The sequence below is a fragment of the Streptomyces sp. NPDC025784 genome, assembly GCF_055558435.1.
The window spans coordinates 267571-283845 of the sequence record NZ_JBVHMN010000012.1 but is presented as its reverse complement, the minus strand read 5'-3'; the positions used below and the strand labels follow the sequence as shown (position 1 = coordinate 283845).

Annotated in this window: 13 protein-coding genes and 1 pseudogene; 9 read left to right on the top strand and 5 right to left on the bottom strand. The window is 72.8% G+C overall.

Translation table 11 applies throughout. The annotated features are described in order from the left end of the window. Positions 1 to 220: 220 nt before the first annotated feature. Positions 221 to 865, bottom strand: a complete 645-nt coding sequence (locus ACZ4IF_RS27030; protein ID WP_467567250.1) for an RNA-binding S4 domain-containing protein — start codon at positions 863 to 865, stop codon at positions 221 to 223. Between the two features lie 233 nt (positions 866 to 1098). Here ACZ4IF_RS27030 and ACZ4IF_RS27025 point away from each other — a divergent pair, with 233 nt between their 5' ends. Beyond that, positions 1099 to 1791, top strand: a complete 693-nt coding sequence (locus ACZ4IF_RS27025; RefSeq protein ID WP_467567247.1) for a uracil-DNA glycosylase — start codon at positions 1099 to 1101, stop codon at positions 1789 to 1791. Between the two features lie 42 nt (positions 1792 to 1833). Continuing rightward, on the top strand, positions 1834 to 2796 hold the full coding sequence (gene pip / locus ACZ4IF_RS27020) for a prolyl aminopeptidase (RefSeq protein ID WP_467567244.1): 963 nt from the start codon (positions 1834 to 1836) through the stop codon (positions 2794 to 2796). Between the two features lie 36 nt (positions 2797 to 2832). On the opposite strand, the gene ACZ4IF_RS27015 is transcribed toward pip, so the two are convergent. Next, positions 2833 to 3510, bottom strand: a complete 678-nt coding sequence (locus ACZ4IF_RS27015; protein WP_467567241.1) for a GntR family transcriptional regulator — start codon at positions 3508 to 3510, stop codon at positions 2833 to 2835. A 162-nt stretch (positions 3511 to 3672) separates the two neighbouring features. Here ACZ4IF_RS27015 and ACZ4IF_RS27010 point away from each other — a divergent pair, with 162 nt between their 5' ends. After that, positions 3673 to 5145, top strand: a complete 1473-nt coding sequence (locus ACZ4IF_RS27010; RefSeq protein ID WP_432175842.1) for an NCS1 family nucleobase:cation symporter-1 — start codon at positions 3673 to 3675, stop codon at positions 5143 to 5145. Between the two features lie 2 nt (positions 5146 to 5147). Continuing rightward, positions 5148 to 5885 carry an aspartate/glutamate racemase family protein gene (locus ACZ4IF_RS27005; protein WP_467567238.1) on the top strand — a complete coding sequence of 246 codons (738 nt, stop codon included), beginning with the start codon at positions 5148 to 5150 and terminating at the stop codon, positions 5883 to 5885. Positions 5886 to 6028: 143 nt separating this feature from the next. On the opposite strand, the gene ACZ4IF_RS27000 is transcribed toward ACZ4IF_RS27005, so the two are convergent. Further along, positions 6029 to 6427 (bottom strand): RidA family protein, encoded by a 399-nt coding sequence (locus ACZ4IF_RS27000; RefSeq protein ID WP_467567235.1) that lies wholly within the window; start codon positions 6425 to 6427, stop codon positions 6029 to 6031. A 262-nt stretch (positions 6428 to 6689) separates the two neighbouring features. Between ACZ4IF_RS27000 and ACZ4IF_RS26995 the strand changes: the two genes are divergently transcribed. Both ACZ4IF_RS26995 and ACZ4IF_RS26990 read left to right on the top strand, forming a co-directional pair. Continuing rightward, the gene (locus ACZ4IF_RS26995; RefSeq protein WP_359500464.1) at positions 6690 to 7421 is read left to right on the top strand and encodes a DUF7873 family protein; all 732 of its coding nucleotides are present in this window, start codon (positions 6690 to 6692) and stop codon (positions 7419 to 7421) included. A 554-nt stretch (positions 7422 to 7975) separates the two neighbouring features. Further along, complete coding sequence (locus ACZ4IF_RS26990) at positions 7976 to 10027, top strand: FUSC family protein (protein WP_467567232.1); 2052 nt, start codon at positions 7976 to 7978, stop codon at positions 10025 to 10027. A 75-nt stretch (positions 10028 to 10102) separates the two neighbouring features. Here the strand turns inward: ACZ4IF_RS26990 and ACZ4IF_RS26985 are convergent. Further along, positions 10103 to 11055: pseudogene (locus ACZ4IF_RS26985) on the bottom strand (endonuclease/exonuclease/phosphatase family protein). Positions 11056 to 11315: 260 nt separating this feature from the next. Between ACZ4IF_RS26985 and ACZ4IF_RS26980 the strand changes: the two are divergent. The 3 genes from ACZ4IF_RS26980 to ACZ4IF_RS26970 all read left to right on the top strand — a co-directional run bounded on the left by ACZ4IF_RS26980 (position 11316) and on the right by ACZ4IF_RS26970 (position 13860). After that, entirely contained in the window at positions 11316 to 12677 is a 1362-nt protein-coding gene (locus ACZ4IF_RS26980; protein ID WP_467567230.1) for an amidohydrolase, read from the top strand. Positions 12678 to 12807: 130 nt separating this feature from the next. Continuing rightward, on the top strand, positions 12808 to 13512 hold the full coding sequence (locus tag ACZ4IF_RS26975) for a DUF899 domain-containing protein (RefSeq protein WP_467567227.1): 705 nt from the start codon (positions 12808 to 12810) through the stop codon (positions 13510 to 13512). Between the two features lie 174 nt (positions 13513 to 13686). Next, the gene (locus tag ACZ4IF_RS26970) at positions 13687 to 13860 is read left to right on the top strand and encodes a hypothetical protein (RefSeq protein WP_095933592.1); all 174 of its coding nucleotides are present in this window, start codon (positions 13687 to 13689) and stop codon (positions 13858 to 13860) included. A 121-nt stretch (positions 13861 to 13981) separates the two neighbouring features. Here ACZ4IF_RS26970 and ACZ4IF_RS26965 read toward each other — a convergent pair whose 3' ends face one another. Further along, positions 13982 to 15844 carry an ABC transporter ATP-binding protein gene (locus ACZ4IF_RS26965; RefSeq protein WP_467567290.1) on the bottom strand — a complete coding sequence of 621 codons (1863 nt, stop codon included), beginning with the start codon at positions 15842 to 15844 and terminating at the stop codon, positions 13982 to 13984. Positions 15845 to 16275: the final 431 nt, after the last annotated feature.

The window sequence follows — 16275 nt, the reverse complement described above, 5'->3', positions numbered from 1 at the left end:
CGGCCCCCCCCCGTTTCCCGCGGGGCCCCGCCCCCCCACCCCCCCGCCGCGCCGCGGCGGGGTGCGCCGCGGGCGATCCGCCCGCGGGGGGGGCGGGGCCCCCCCGGGGGGGGGGGGGCCCCCCGCCGCCGTACGGTGTCACGGGGTGCGTCAGCCGCGGTGGGGCCGGATGTCCCGTCGCGGGGCGGTCCGGTCGGGTGCCCCGGCCGGACCGGACGGCTCAGGAGTCCGTCTCGCCGAAACCGTCCTGCCGACCGCGCACACCGGAGGATCGCGAGGAGCCCGAGGACCGGGACGAGCCCGACGGGCGGGACCTGCCCGGGCGGGCCGTCGGGTCGGGGCCGGCGCCGGGAGCGCCGGCCGCACGGGCCGCGTCGGCGAAACCGGACGTGCCGGCGGCGAGCCCTCGCAGCCGTTCCATGTCGCGGCGGTCCCGCTTGGTCGGGCGGCCCGTGCCGCGGTCACGGATGCCCGCCGGGGCGACGGCCTCGCGCGGCGGGGGCGGCGGGCTGTTGTCGACGTAGCACTCGACGGCGACGGGCGCACCGACCCGCTTGCGGATGAGGCGCTTGACGACGACCACCCGCTCCCGGCCTTCGTGCCGCAGGCGAACCTCGTCGCCGACGCGCACGGAGTACGCGGGCTTGACGCGTTCGCCGTTCACCCGGACATGTCCGCCGCGGCAGGCGGTGGCGCCCAGTGAGCGGGTCTTGACGAGCCGCACGGACCAGATCCAGCTGTCGACGCGCACGCTCTCGCCGCTCGCCGGACCCGCGGCCCTGGCGGAGGCCGCCGCGTCGCCGGAGCCGGGCGCAGCGCCCGCGCCCGTGTCCTTCTTCTCCCCGTCAGCACCCTGAGAAGCCATGTCGTCGACTTTAGTCCTCCTGGGCCCGGACCCCTCCGGGTTTTTCCGTCGCACGGACCACGCCGGATGCGGCGGGCCGGGCGATTTTGGGGGCTGTCGTTCGAGGTCACCCGCGGCACGGCGCCGGGGACCTCGGCGAGACAGCGGAGCAGGGGGCGCTCCTCGCCCTGCTCCTGCCGATCCGCGGGTTCGTGGCCGCGGGCGGGGTGATGACCTGGTCGTACGGTGGAGGCATGGACACCGGTGGCCTGGCCGAACTGGACGCGCGGGTCTCCGGCTGCCGGGCGTGCCCGCGCCTGGTCGCCTGGCGCGAGGAGGTGGCCCGCACCAAGCGCGCCGCCTTCGCCGACGAGACGTACTGGGGACGGCCGGTGCCCGGCTTCGGCCCGGCGGACGCCCGGCTGCTCATCGTCGGTCTCGCCCCCGCGGCGCACGGCGGCAACCGCACCGGCCGCATGTTCACCGGCGACCGCTCCGGGGACGTGCTGTACCAGGCCCTGTACGACGTGGGCCTGGCCTCGCAGCCGACCTCGGTGTCCGCCGCCGACGGCCTGGAGCTGCGGGGCGTCCGCGTCACCGCGCCCGTCCACTGCGCCCCGCCCGACAACAAGCCGACACCGGCGGAACGGGACACCTGCCGGCCCTGGCTGGTGACGGAACTGGAGCTGCTGCGGCCCTCGCTGCGCGCGGTGGTGATCCTCGGCGCCTTCGGCTGGCAGGCCGCGCTGCCGGCCTTCGCCGAGGCAGGATGGGCGGTGCCGAAGCCGCGGCCGGCCTTCGCGCACGGGGCGCGGGTGTCGTTCGGCGGGCTGGAACTGTTCGGTTGCTTCCACGTCAGCCAGCGCAACACCTTCACCGGCCGGCTCACCCCCGAGATGCTGCGGGACGTCCTGCGGACGGCGAAGGAGGCGGCCGGGTTGGCGTGAATCGCCGCGACGGCACCGTGGCCCGGGCGTTACGGTGCGCGGATGGGTCTGTATCCGGAGATCGAACCTCACGACGGCGGCATGCTCGATGTCGGGGACGGCAACCAGGTGTACTGGGAGGTCTGCGGCAATCCGCGCGGCAAGCCGGCGGTGATGCTGCACGGCGGTCCCGGCTCCGGCTGCACCCCGCGTTACCGGCGCTACTGCGACCCGGCCGCATACCGGATCGTCCTTCTCGACCAGCGCGGCTCCGGACGGTCGACCCCGCACGCGAGCGCCTACGGCACGGACATGGGCGTCAACACGACGGACCGTCTGATCCGGGACCTGGAGCTGCTGCGGCGGCGGCTCGACATCGAGCGGTGGCTGGTGTGGGGCGTGTCGTGGGGGTCGGTGCTCGGGCTGCGGTACGCGCAGACCCATCCGCACGCGGTGTCCGAACTGGTGCTGACGGGAGTGGCCACCGGCTCGGATCCCGAGGTGGCGCTGCTGACCAGAGGGCTGGGGAAGATCTTCCCGGAGGCGTTCGAGCGGTTCCTCGGCGAGCTGCCGGCGCACGACCGCGACGGGAACCTCGCCGCCGCTTACAACCGGCTGATCGAGTCGCCCGACCCGCGGGTGCGGGAACGCGCGGCGCGCGCGTGGACCGACTGGGAGACGGCGACCGTCCCGGCGCCGCCCCGCTCGGTGGAACGCTACGAGGACGCGGCCTTCCGCATGGGCTTCGCCCGGACCGTCACCCACTACTGGGGCAACGACCACTTCCTGGGCGAAGGGAACGCCGAGGGCGTGGTGCTGCGGGACGCGCCCCTGCTCAAGGGCATCCCGGGCACGCTGGTGCAGGGCAGTCTCGACTTCGGGAACCTGCTGGGCATCGTCTGGCGGCTGCACCGGGCCTGGCCCGACAGCGAGCTGGTCGTCGTGGACGACGCCGGGCACGGTGCCGGTGCTCCGGGCATGGCGGAGGCGCTGGTCGCGGCCACCGACAGGTACGCGCGGGGATAGCGGCCCCGCACGACGTCAGGGGACTCACGGACGGAGTCATGTGCCCGGCGTGCCGGGTTCGGGGACCTCGGTCTCGCCGAACAGGTGCCGGACCGTGGAGCGGTAGTTGGCGCGCACGTGGCTGAGCGTGTGGGCGCGGGCGCGGTCGGGGTCTCCGGAGGCGATGGCCTCGTACAACTCGCCGTGCTCGGTGAGCAGCTGTGGCCATTCCTCGTTCTGCCGGGTGAGCCAGCGCAGACGGCCGTCGACCGGCTCCATGACGGAGATCAGCAGGCTGTTGCCCGCCATGGCGAGGATACGGTCGTGGAAACGGGTGTTGATGTCGGTGATCGCCTCGGCGTCCCCGGCGCGGGTCGCCGACGCCGCCCGGCCGAGCAGCTCCCGCAGCTCCGCCAGCGCCTGAGGGGTGGCCCGTGACGCGGCCAGTCCCGCCGCGTACACCTCCAACGCCTCACGCAGCTCGAAGAGTTCCTTGACGTCGGTGGGGGTCAGTCGCCGCACGACGGTGCGGCGAGCCGACTCGAAGAGGACGAAACCCTCCGCGACCAGGGCCCGGATCGCCTCCCGGACCGGGACCCGGGAGACCCCGAACCGCTCGGCCAGTTCACGCTCCACGAGCCGGTCACCCGGGCGCATCCGGCCCGCGATGATGTCCTGCCGCAGGGTCGCGAGGACGCGCTCGCGCACCGCGCCGAGGGGTTCGATCTTCGCCATGGGGCCATCTTCGCCGAAGCGAGGGGGCTTTTACGGAGCCGTAATGGCAACGACATCGGTCACGACGCTTGACGGGAGGACCATGACGGCACTTTGGTATACCAAACGCATCCGGCTAGTCGTCCTCCGCCGTCCCTCGCCCACGTCGTCCCTGGAGGCCCCGTGTCCCTCGCCGACCGCGCCGAAGCCACCGGCACAGCAGCGTTCGTCCCCGATCCTCGCCTCACCAACGAAGACCTCGCACCCGCCGGCAAGCGCAACTGGAAGGTCTTCGACCTCTTCGCCATGTGGATGTCCGACGTCCACAACCTCGGCAACTACACCTTCGCGGCGGGCCTGTTGGTCCTCGGCATGAACGTCTGGCAGATCTTCACGTCGCTGCTCGTCGGCTTCGTGCTCATCTATGCCGGCATGAACCTGATGGGACGCGTCGGACAGCGCACCGGCGTGCCGTTCCCCGTCGTCAGCCGCATCAGCTTCGGGGTCTGGGGCGCCAACATCCCCGCACTGATCAGGGCGGTCATCGCCATCATGTGGTACGGCATCCAGACCTATCTGGCCTCCGTCGCCGTGAACGTCATGCTGCTCGCCGCCTGGCCGGGCCTGGAGTCCTGGACCCACCACTCCTTCGTGGGTCTGGACGCGCTCGGCTGGACGTCCTTCCTCGCCCTGTGGCTCCTCCAGGCACTGATCATCAGTCAGGGCATGGAATCGGTCCGCAAGTTCCAGGACTTCTGCGGCCCCGCGATCTGGCTCGTGATGATCGCGCTGGCCATCTGGGTCCTCGCCAAGGCCGGCTGGAGCATCCCGCTCTCCTCCACCCCGCACCCCGTCTCCGCGGGCGAGCAGTGGCGCCAGTGGTTCGGCGCGGTCGGACTCATCCTCGCCACCTACGGCACGCTGATGCTCAACTTCTGCGACTTCTCGCGGTTCGCCCCCAGCTACCGGACCGTCAAGCGCGGCAACTTCTGGGGCCTGCCGATCAACTCCACGGCCTTCGTCATCGTGTCCGTCGTCGTGACGGCCGGCTCCATCGAGGCGTTCGGCGAGGCCATCACCGACCCCGCGCTGCTCGTCGCCAAGGTGGGCAACACCTGGGTCCTGGTCCTCGGCGCCCTGACCTTCGCCATCGCCACCATGGGCGTCAACATCGTCGCCAACTTCGTCTCACCCGCCTACGACCTCGCCAACGTCTGGCCCCAGAAGATCACCTTCAGGGTCGGCGGCATGATCAGCACGGTCGCCGCGCTCGTCGTGACCCCCTGGAACCTCTTCTCCAACCCCACCGTCGTCAACTACTTCCTCGGCGGACTCGGCGCCTTCCTCGGCCCCCTGTTCGGCGTGATCATGCTCGACTACTACTGGGTCAAGCGCGGCCACGTCGACATCGATCAGCTCTTCGACGCCCGGCCGGGCTCGCGCTACTACTACCGCAAGGGCGTCAACCCCAAGGCCCTGTGGGCGTTCCTGCCCTCGGCCGCGGTCGCCGCGGTCCTCGCCCTGGTGAAGGCGTTCAGCGACGTCGCCCCGTACTCCTGGTTCATCGGCACGGCACTGGCGGCCGGACTCTACGCGGTGCTGTGCCGCGCGGAGCGTGCCGCCGCGGAGCCCGAGCCCGCACCCGTGGAGGGCTGAACGTGCGCATCCTCGTCACCAACTGCAACACGACGCAGGAGATGACCGCGGAGATCGTACGAGGTGCTCGGGCCGCCGCAGGCCCGGGCACCACCGTGACCGGGCTGACCCCCGCCTGGGGGCCCGAATCCGCGGAGGGCTGGCTCGACAGCTACCTCTCGGCGGCGGCCGTCCTCGACACCCTGCGCACGTACGAGGGCCCGTACGACGCCGTGGTCATGGCCGGCTTCGGGGAACACGGGCGCGAGGGCGCACGGGAGCTGGTGGACGTGCCGGTCGTCGACATCACCGAGGCGGCCGCCCACCTGGCCTGTCTGCTCGGCCGCCGGTACGGCGTCGTCACCACCCTGGAACGCTCGCGCGGGCAGATCGAGGACAGCCTGCACACGGCCGGTGTCGCCCAGAACTGCGCCGCCGTCGTCGGCACCGGCCTCGGCGTCCTCGACCTCGGCGACGACCGGCGCACCGAGGATGCCTTCGTCACCGCCGCCGAACGGGCCCGTGAGGCGGGGGCCGAGGTACTGGTCCTCGGCTGCGCCGGCATGACGGGGCTGCAGCGGGTGGTGGGGCAGAAGCTGGGGCTGCCGGTGGTCGACGGGGTCGCCGCGGCCGTCAAAATGGCCGAGGCCCTCGTGCAGCTCGGACTGCGGACGAGCCGGGCGGGGGGATTCGCGCGACCGCTGCCGAAACGGCGGGTGTGGGGACACCCCGGCCCCGACGCCGCGCCGGCCCCGAGGTGACGCCGTCCCCGCAGCCCCGCAGCGCCGCAGGGCGGGAGCCGACGCCGGTCCGGAGCGGTGCCCGGCCCCGGACCCGGCCAGGACCCGTCCGGCCGTTCCAGACATCGCCGGGCAGGCGTCGGGGACGGTCGGGCAGGGCCGGCCTAGGGCACGACGGCGGTCGCGGTGATCTCCACCAGCTGCCCCGTGTACCCGAGGCAGGCCACCCCGAGCAGCGTCGAGGAGTGCGGGCCGATGCTCAGCCCGGACGCCTCGACGACGTTCCACACGGCGGACAGCACCGCCGGCTCGCTGCTCACGACGTACACGTCGGTCGACACCACGTGCGCCATGTCGCTGCCGACCGCGCGAAGTTGCTCGTCCAGGTTGGCCAGCACCTGCCGGGCCTGCCGCACGGGATCGTCCTCGCCGACGATCTTCCCGTCGGCGTCGAGGGGCACGGACCCGGCGAGGAACGCCAGCCTCGTCCCCGCCTCGACGACGGACGCGTGCGCATAGACGGGCGGCGCGAAGAGGGTGGGGACGGTGACGCGCTGGACCACGGGAGCTCCTGAAGGGGTCGTCGACGCCGGGCCCGCTCGGCCCGGTCGGTCGTCGGCGGGCGACCCGCCGATGATGCGGCGGGACGGCAGGGCCACGCATCCGAATTTCGCTCGACACCCCGGCCGCGCCACCCGCATCCTGACCCGATGCGCACCTCCCGCTCCTTCCTCGGGCGGTCGGCGAAAAGCATTCCCGAGCCGTGCGCGACGCTCTCGAATAATGCTTCGAAAAGGATCGGTTGCCGCTGTTACCGTTCCGAGCGTGGCGAAACTCAACCAGATCATCGCAGTCGAGAAGGGCGTCAAGTCCAAGTCCCACCAGGACCTGACGGCTGCTCATCACGGGCTCCAGAAGCCGGCTCTCCTGGCCGGAATATCGCGGACCTATCAGCCGAAGGACGAGGAGGGTGAGCAACTGCCGCCCGAGTCGACCCGGGTGCAGGTGAAGGCCGAGGACGTACTGCGGGACACCGCGGCGACCCTCACGCGGCTGTTCGACGTGACCGCCACCAAGGACTGGGCCAACTGCACGGCCCGCGCGGACGTGAAGGTGGACGGGCGCGTACTCGTCGCCGACGTACCCGTGTCCTATCTGCTGTTCCTGGAGAAGCAGCTCACCGACCTCAATTCCTTCGTGCGGAAACTGCCCGTTCTCGACGCCTCCGAGTCGTGGGCGCAGGACCCGTCCACCGATGCCTGGAAGACGGAGCCCGTGCGGACGGTCCGTACGAAGAAGGTGCCCCGGAACCATGTCAAGGCCGAGGCCACCGAGAAGCATCCGGCCCAGGTCGAGGTGTACTACGAGGACGTGCACGTCGGGTACTGGACGACCGTGAAGTTCTCCGGCGCCCTTCCCGCACGACGGGTCAACGAACTCCTGGACCGTGTGGAGAAGTTGCAGCAGGCCGTCAAGTTCGCCCGCGAGGAGGCGAACGGCGTCGACGTCGTCGACCAGCGGGTCGGCGACGCCGTGTTCGGCTACCTCTTCGGGTAGCCTCCAGACTCCCCGGCCGACTCAGTACGGCCGGGGTGCGCGAGGAGCGCAAGCTGAAGCTGAAGCTTGTCGTGATGAGCGTTCCGTACCCGCCACGGATGTCAGGGACGGAGCGCGGTCAATCTCAGACTCTTGCTCCAGACTCAGTATTCGCCGCCGATCGCCGGATCGAACGGGCCCAGGCCCCAGTACGTCGAAATGCCGGTTCAAGTCCGGCCCGCGCAGCTCGATGCGTGGTGGTCCAAAGGCAGGACGCGGCGACATAACGACTGACCTGGTCCGCACAGGGTCCGGTGTGCGAAATGGGCGGCATCACAGGGTCCGGGGGTCGGCTACGCCCTCGGGCCCGCTCCGCGTCCGGATGTTCCACACGTCCTTCGGCCCGCTCCCGATCCCCCCGCCGACGTTTCCTTCCGACCGCGTTCATGAAGAACGCGGAATTCCCGCCCGGCGTCACACGGTGGAAATGCGTACGTTCCGTTCCCGGACGCGAGACGGCCTATCGTGGGAACGACACCGCCCGGCCGACGTCGCCCGAAGGCAGCAGCCAGCACATGCCCGCCCTCGCCGACAGGAGCCCCGTGTCCCGCCCCGGCTTCACCCCACCGCCCTGGCTCGCCCATGCCCTGCGCGCCCAGCGCGGGCCCGTGCCCTGGAGCGCCGTCGTGCGCGGAGCGCTGGCCGCCGGGCCCCTGCTCCTCGTGGCCGTGCCGGCCCAGCACGTCTCCGCGGGAGTCGTCGCCGCCCTCGGCGCCATGCTCGCCGGCATCAACGACCGGCCGGGCAGCAGGCGCGCCGCCGTCAGGAGGCTCGGAGTGCCCGCCCTGGCCGGAGCCACCGGCCTGCTCGTCGGGTCGTACGCCGGACAGCACGTGGGAGCGGTCGCGCTCACCCTCCTTCTCACCGGGCTCGGGCTCGTCGCCGGAGCCGTCAGCGCGATCGGCCCCGTCGCCTCCGGTGCCGGGACCCAGCTGCTCGTCGCCTGCGCCATCGGAGCGGGGATGCCGCTGCCCGAACCGGGATGGCAGCGCGCCCTCTTCTTCCTCGGCGGCGCCGGTTGGCTGCTCCTGCTGCGGCTCGCGCTGCCGACCCCCGGCGCCACCGCGGGCGACTACCGGTTCGACGGCGAGCGCGCGGCCGTCGGCGCCGTCTACGACGCGATCGCCGATCTGCTCGACGCCGCCGGCGGGCCGGAGGCGACCCGTCGCCGCGTCGCCCTCACCGCCGCGCTCGACCACGCGCAGGACGCGCTCGCCGGACCCCGGCTGCGGCGGTACGCCAGTTCCGCGGCCGAGCGGCGGCTGCACGCGCAGTACGCCGCCGCGCTGCCGCTCGCCGAGGCCGCCACCGCGCTCGCCTGGTCCGGCGACGCCGGCTCCACCCGCGCCTCCGCGGGGCCCCGGCGCCTCGCCGACGCCGTACGGGGCAACACCCACACCGGTCCGCTGCCCGCCCCCGACCGCACCGCGCCCGCCCTGCGCGCCCTCGACAACGCCCTTCTGCACGCCGCCGAGGTCTTCGACCGGGCGGACGGCGGCGACCTGCACACCCGGACGCGCACGCTCGCCTCCACCGTCCGCACCGTTCTCGGCTCCGCCGGACGCGAATACGGGATCCGCGTCGCCCTCTGCTTCGGCGCCGGCGCGGCCGTCGCACAGGCCCTGAACCAGGCCCACTGGTACGGCCACCACGCGCACTGGTACTGGCTGCCCGCGACCGCCGTCTTCCTCGTCAAGCCCGACCTCGGGCCGCTGGCCTCGCGTGTGCTGTGCCGCGCGGCCGGAACGGTGCTCGGCGCCGTCGCCTTCGCCGGACTCGCGGCCCTGCTGCCGCGGCCCGAGGGCCTCGTCGCCCTGGTCGCGGTCAGTGGCGCGCTCCTCCCCGTCGCCACCCGGCACTTCGCCGCGCAGACCGCCGTCGTCACCGTCCTCGTGCTCGCCCTGGTGATGCTGGGAGGGGAGCCGCAGGCCTCCTGGAGCCGCCTCGGCGAGACCCTGCTCGCCTGCGCGATCGTGCTCCTCGTGGGCCATCTGCCGATGCCCGGACAGCGTGGGGGGACCGTGCGGGCACGGCTCCGGCGCGCCGAACGGGCCGCCGGGGCCTATCTCGCACACGTCCTCGACGAGGGCCGGGCCGAGGACGCGGAACGACAGGACGCGGACGGGGGACGGCGGGGCGAAAGCCGCGGCGAGCACGGAGCACCCGGCGAAGACAGGCGCGGGGGCAAGGGCGGGGGAGAAGCAAGGGCGGACAAGAGCGGCCCGGGCGGTGGTGCGGCCGACGTCCGGGCCGGGCGCTGGGTCCTGCGGCGGGAGGCGTATCGCACGCTGGCCGAGGCCCGCACCGCGATCGACCTCGCCGCCGCCGAACTCCCCGCCCTGGCCCGGCATGCCGAGGGGACCGGCGAGGTGGCGGCCACGCTGGAGCGGCTCGTCGACACGACCACGGCGTGCGCCGTGCACCTCGACGACACCGGGCGGCTCACCCCCCGGCACACCGGGCGGATCACCGAACTCCTCGACGAACTGGCCGAACGCCAGGAACGGGCCGGCCTGGACGCGCACGGGGTGCCGGGGGCCGCCCCCGAGGTCCCGATCGCGATGTAGTCCCCAGCGCGGTGCGACCGTCCGCCCCCGGCGGCCCGCCGCACGACCCCGGCGTCGGCAGGGCCGCCGTAGCCGTTACGTCCGCACCCGCGCCCACACCGGCGCATGGTCCGAGCCCGGCGCACCGCGCCGCCCGACCGGGTCCACGGCCACCGACGGCAGCCGGAGCCGCTCCTCGTCGGGCAGGCCCGTGCCCGCCGCGGTGACCGGTGGACCAGGTGGTGGCTGACGAGGATGTGGTCGATCAGCTCACGGCGCCCGGAACTGACACGGGAGTAGCGCCGGTCGGCGGGGATGAGCGGGGCGACGTCCCACAGACGCATCCCGTCACCCGCGTCGGGGCGGTCGTACCCCGAGGTGCCGATCTCGGAACCGGGCGGGCCGAGGACGATCTGCGTGGTGGCCGCCTGCACCTCGTCGTTGAGGTCGCCGAGCACCGCCACGTCCCGGGTGCGGCCCTCACCGGCCAGGAGCTCGTCGGCCAGCGCGCGCAGCGCCGTGGCCTCGGCGGCGCGCCGGTACAGGGCGTAGGCGCCGTATCGGGCCCGTTCGCCCTCGTCGCGCGGCTGGAACCGCCCGCCGGGGTACGAGAGCAGCTTGGACTTCAGATGGCAGACGGCCGCCGTGAGGGTCAGCGCACCCGTGGACACCTCCACGGCGAGGAAGCCGCGGCCCGCGTGCGAGGCCGTGCCACCGCTGTCGTCGGCCTGCACAGGGCGCAGTTTCGCGGGGAAGGCGACGGTGTCGGCGACGACCCGCGGGGCCGCGCGGCTGAGGAAGCCCACCCGGATGCCCCGGTCGTCGGGGTGCTCGGAGACGGTGACCTGCCAGTCGCCGTCGAGCATGTCGGCCAGGTCCGCGAGCGCGTCCGGGTCCCCGACCTCCTGCACACCGAGCAATGCGGGGTCGAGTCCGTCGACGACGCCGGCCAGGGCGGCGAGCTTCGACTCGTACGCGGCCTTGTCCTGCGGCCCGAAGGGGCCGCCGGGCCGGTACAGGTTCTCCAGGTTCCACGTGCCGAGGAGCATGCGGGCTCCTTCCGAAAGGCGCGCCGAGGCGCGCGGAGACGGGCTGAAGCGCACCGGTGACGACGACGGTGACGCACACCGGGGCGACGGACGCACCGAGCACCACGGCGGTGACGCGCGCCGAGGGCGACAGTGGTGACACGCACCGAGGGCGACGGTGGTGACGCCAGAGTGCTCGCCCGTCCGCCGTCGCGACAGAGCTCGTACGGGATGCGCGGTTCACGTCCCCCGACGGCACGACGCCGTCGTACGGTGACGTAATGACCCGGCCCGGTGGAACACCCACGCCCGCCGATCTCGTCATCAGCGGATGCACCGCGCTGGTGCACGACGACGGGGAGGAGGCCGGATTCGTCGAGGACGCCTCGATCGTCGTACGCGGAGGCGTCATCGAGACGGTCACCGGCGGCGGCCTGCCCCGCCCGGACGCCGTCGAACACATCGACGGCCGCGGCCAGGTGGCGATGCCCGGCCTGATCAACTGCCACACTCATGCGCCGATGGTCGCCCTGCGCGGAGTCGCGGAGGACCTGCCGGCCGAGGAGTGGTTCAACGACCACATCTGGTCCGTCGAGTCCAACCTCACCGCGAAGGACGTGGAGTTGGGCGCGCGACTGGCGTGCGCCGAGATGATCCTCGGCGGGGTCACCTGTTTCGCCGACCACTACTTCTCCATGGACGCCGTCGCCGAGGTGGTGGCGGAGAGCGGGCTGCGCGCGCACCTCGGCGAGGCCTTCTTCTCCTCACAGGGCCCCGAAGGGCGGGAGAGGTCACTGGAGTTCGCGCTGCGCCACCGCGGTGCCGCCGACGGCCGCATCACCACCGCCCTGGCACCGCACGCCCCCTACACGGTGGACGACGCCGACCTCGCCGCCACCGCCGGACTCGCCCGAGACCACGGGCTTCCCGTGCACCTGCACGCCTCCGAGAGCCGCGCGCAGACCGAGACCAGTCTGGCCCGCCACGGTGTGACACCCATCGAGGTGCTGGAGCGCACCGGACTCCTCCACCACGACGTGCTCATCGCGCACGGCACGGGCATCGTCGAGCGCGACCTCCCCGTGCTGCGTGACGCGCCCGGGCGGATCGCCGTCGCCACCGCCCCGCGCGGCTACCTCAAATTCGCCTGGGGCCCGACGCCCGTGCGGGCGCTGCGCGAGATCGGCGTCCCGGTCGGCCTGGCCACGGACGGCGCCGCCTCCAACAACTCCCTCGACGTGTGGGAGTCGATGGCGCTCACCTCGCTCGTGCAGAAGTCGGCCGAGGGCGACCCCCGTTGGCTGACGTCCCGGCAGGCCCTGCACCACGCGACGCTGCAGAGCGCACGGGCCGTCGGACTGGGGGAGCGGATCGGCAGCCTGGCTCCGGGACGCCGGGCCGACATCGTCCTCGTCGACCTCACCGGACCGCACACCCAACCGGTCCACGACCTGGCGGCCACGCTCGTGCACAGCGCCCGCTCCGCCGACGTGCGCACGACCGTCGTCGACGGGCGGGTACTGATGCGGGACCGGCGCCTGCTCACGATCGATCTGCCGTCCACCGTCGCCGAGTTGGGGCAGCGGCTGCCCGCGCTCCTCGACCGGAGCCACGGCAGGCGGATCCAGGAGTACGACACCTGATCCGCCCGGTACGCCTGGCGCCGTTCACCCGCGTGGCGACGCACCGACGAAAAATCTCCCCGATACGCCGATGAGTTCTGCTTCTCCCGCCGGTCACCACAGAGAAGGCACTGTTGCGTAGGAGGAGCACATGACGCTTCCGCGGATCGTCTCGCGCGAGGAGTGGCGCGCCGCGCGCGAGGAACTGCTGGTCCAGGAGAAGGCCGCCACCCGCGCGCGTGACGCGCTCAACGCGGAGCGTCGCGGCCTGCCGATGGTCGAGATCGACAAGGAGTACGTGTTCGAGGGCGGCGACGGGAAGGCGACGCTGCTCGATCTCTTCCGCGGGCGGCAGCAACTGGTCGTCTACCACTTCATGTTCGCGCCCGAATGGGACGCGGGCTGCCGCAGCTGCTCGGCCTTCCTCGACCAGATCGGGCACCTCGCCCATCTGCGGGCCCGCGGAACGGAGTTCGCCGCCGTGTCCAGGGCGCCGTACACCAGGATCCTGCCCTTCAAGGCCCGCATGGGCTGGACGGTGCCCTGGTACTCGTCGTACGGGAGCGACTTCAACCACGACTTCCAGGTGTCCTTCACGGGTGAGGAGGGCGACGGCGGCGGCGAACCCTACGAGCGTCCGGGGATGAGCTGTTTCCTGCGCGACCGCGACCGTGTCTTCCACACGTACTCCACCTACGAGCGCGGCCTCGACGGGCTGGGCTCCACGACCAGCCTTCTCGACCTCACGGCCCTCGGCCGGCAGGAGGAGTGGGAGCAGCCCAAGGGGCGGGCGTCTGCTCTGGGGGCACCCGCGGGCAGCGCACGCATCCGCTACCACGACGAGTACGAGGACTGACCGGACAGGTCCGCATCGACACCACCGGTGACCAGGAGTGACCGGAATCGTCAGATCCGTCACGCCGCATCCACAGCCGCGTGTCGGCAATGTCTCAGTACCGTCACTTCCCGAGCCGCCGACCCCATGCCGGGCGTTTAACTCTTCGAGTACAGCGCGACATGGAGGTGCAGGGTGAACGGGCGAACGGTGCTGGAGCGCTTTCCCGCCGGTGGGCCGCGCGGTTCGTGGCCCGCTGAGGAGTTCGCACAGGCGCGCCGCCAGGAGGGCCAGGCGGCGGAGGTCGTGATGGACCTCGCCACGGACGCGTTCCTGGTCGTCGTGCGCGGTGGCGAGTCCGTGGAGTGACAGGGCGTGACGGCGCGCCGGGTCGGCGGGCCTCCGGGCCGGTGCCCGCGCCGCCTCGGTCGGTGTCCGGGCCGGTGCCCGCTTCGCCTCGGTCGGTGTCCGGGCCGGTACCCGCTTCGCGTCAGCCGGCCTCCCCGGTCGGTACCCGCGCCGCGAACTGCTCCGCCTGGAGCGAGTACAACTCCGCGTAGACGCCGCCCGTCGCCAGGAGCTCGTCCGGGCTCCCCGACTCCACGAGACGGCCCTGGTCGAGCACATGGACCAGATCGGCGTGGCGCACCGACGCCAGCCGGTGCGTGATGAGGATGACGGTCTGGCCGGTGCCCGCCAGCGCCCGGATCTTCTCGAAGACCTCCAGCTCGGCACGGGCGTCGAGTGCGGCCGTCGGCTCGTCCACGATCAGGATGGTGCCGCGCCGGTACGCGGCCCGGGCGATGCCGAGGCGCTGCCACTGCCCGCCCGACAGCTCGTGACCGCCGCTGAAACCGCGGGCCAGAAGCGTGTCCAGCCCCCGTGGGAGATCGGCCACGACCTCCTCGGCCCCCGCCTCGGCGACCGACGCCGTGACGCGCTCCCTGGTCAGCGGTGCCGAGGCACGGCCGATCGCGACGTTGACGCGGGCCGTGAAGGGCCACCGCTTGAAGTCCTGGGCCACCATCGCGATGCGCTCGGCGAGTTGATGCCGGTCCGCGGTCGCCGCGTCCACGTCGTCCCACAGGATGCGGCCGCTTTCGGGTGCGTACAGTCCGGCGAGCAGCTTCACCAGGGTCGTCTTGCCCGAGCCGTTCTCACCAACGAGTGCCACGATCTTGCCCAGCGGCACGGTGAGCGTCACGTCCGCGAGCGCCGGCCGGGCCGAGGCGCCCGGATAGGTGAACGTGACGTTCTCGAAGCGGATCTCCCGCGGGCGCTCGGGCAGCGGATCGCCGCCCACCGGGATCGCTCGCTCGGCCGCCTCCACGTACAGGCGGTGCAGGTCGCCGACGAACAGGGCTTCCTCGTGGAGGGAGTTGATCTCCAGGACGAGGGTGTCGAGGCTCGCCGAACCGGTGCGGATCGCGATCACGGCTGTCCCCGCGACGGACAGCGCCATCGCCCCGGCGAGCAGCAGCCCGCCCAGCGTCGCGTACGTCGCCACCGTGGCAAGTCCCGCCCAGGCGGCGGCGATCAGCCCGGTGCGGGCCGAAAGCCGTGCCAGGCGCGCCTGTTCGGCCTCGGCGGTCTCCGACATCGAGCGGAAGTGCCGCAACAGGAACGGCCCGACACCGTGCACCCGGATCTCCGGAGCCGCGGCCGGCTCGGTGAGCAGACTGCTGATCAGGTGCCCGGCGCGGGCGTGCTGCACCCAGGTGTGGAACGACTCGTAGCGCCGCCGGGCGTTCGTCAGGGCGCTCCAGGCGCTCGGCAGCGTCATCGTGACGAGCAGCGGCAGCAGCGCGGGGTGCAGCACCGTCAGGACACCGGCGGCCGCGCAGAGCGAGATCAGCGCGTTCACGACCCGGGTCGCGATGCTGATCATGCGGCGTGCGGACTGGGCGCCGTACTGCGCGGTGTCCAGCAGCTTGTGGAAGGCGTCGTCCTCGATCGCCGATAGTTCCACCGCCGCGGCCCGCTCCAGGTAGAGCTCGGTCGCGACCCGCTCCACCTTCGGTTCCAGGCGCCCGGTGGCGTACGTCGACGCGGCCCGCAGCAGTGCGGCGACCAGCATCACGGCGGCGACCGTGACCAGCGCCGGGAGCGCGCCGCGCAGCCGGTCCTCGACCGGGCCGCCCGCCATCAGCCGCCCCAGCACACTGTTGACCGCGAGCAGGCTGACCGCCTGGGCTCCGCCGCGGGCCAACTCGGCGGCCAGCACCACCCGGGCGGCGCGCGGGTCCGCCTTCCATGCGAGCCGGAAGCTGGACGCGAGCAGTGACGGCAGCCGCGTCACCATCGCGCGGAAGTTCAACTCCAGGAACGCGTCGGAGTGTTGTGACCAGCCCATGTCGTACCGGAGCGGGCCGCCGAAGAGCAGATGTTCCGAGTCGGACGGCGGCGGCGCGTCGGCGTCGCCGTTCTTCTTCCGTGCGGGTTTCTCCACCGATGGCCTCCCCCGAGAACGCACGAACGGTGCAATTCCCAGGAACGCAGCGCTCCACCCATGGCGGCAACGGGGTTTTGCGGCGACCGGCGCACTTCGGACACGCCGTACAGGCCCCGGGCGGCGCTCGCGCCCCTGGCCGGGTGCCGGGTTGTCACCCTGTGCGCCCCCGGCCGGGTGCCGGGCGTCACCCTGTCCGCCCTCGGCCGGATGCCGGGTCGTCACTCCGTGCGTTACACGGCCGCCGCCGATGACCGACGCCCCCTGACCGGGGCGCCCCGTGTCCCCGGCCCGTGGCCTGCAGCCCTCGACGGGCGTCCCGCGGCCTCGGTCCG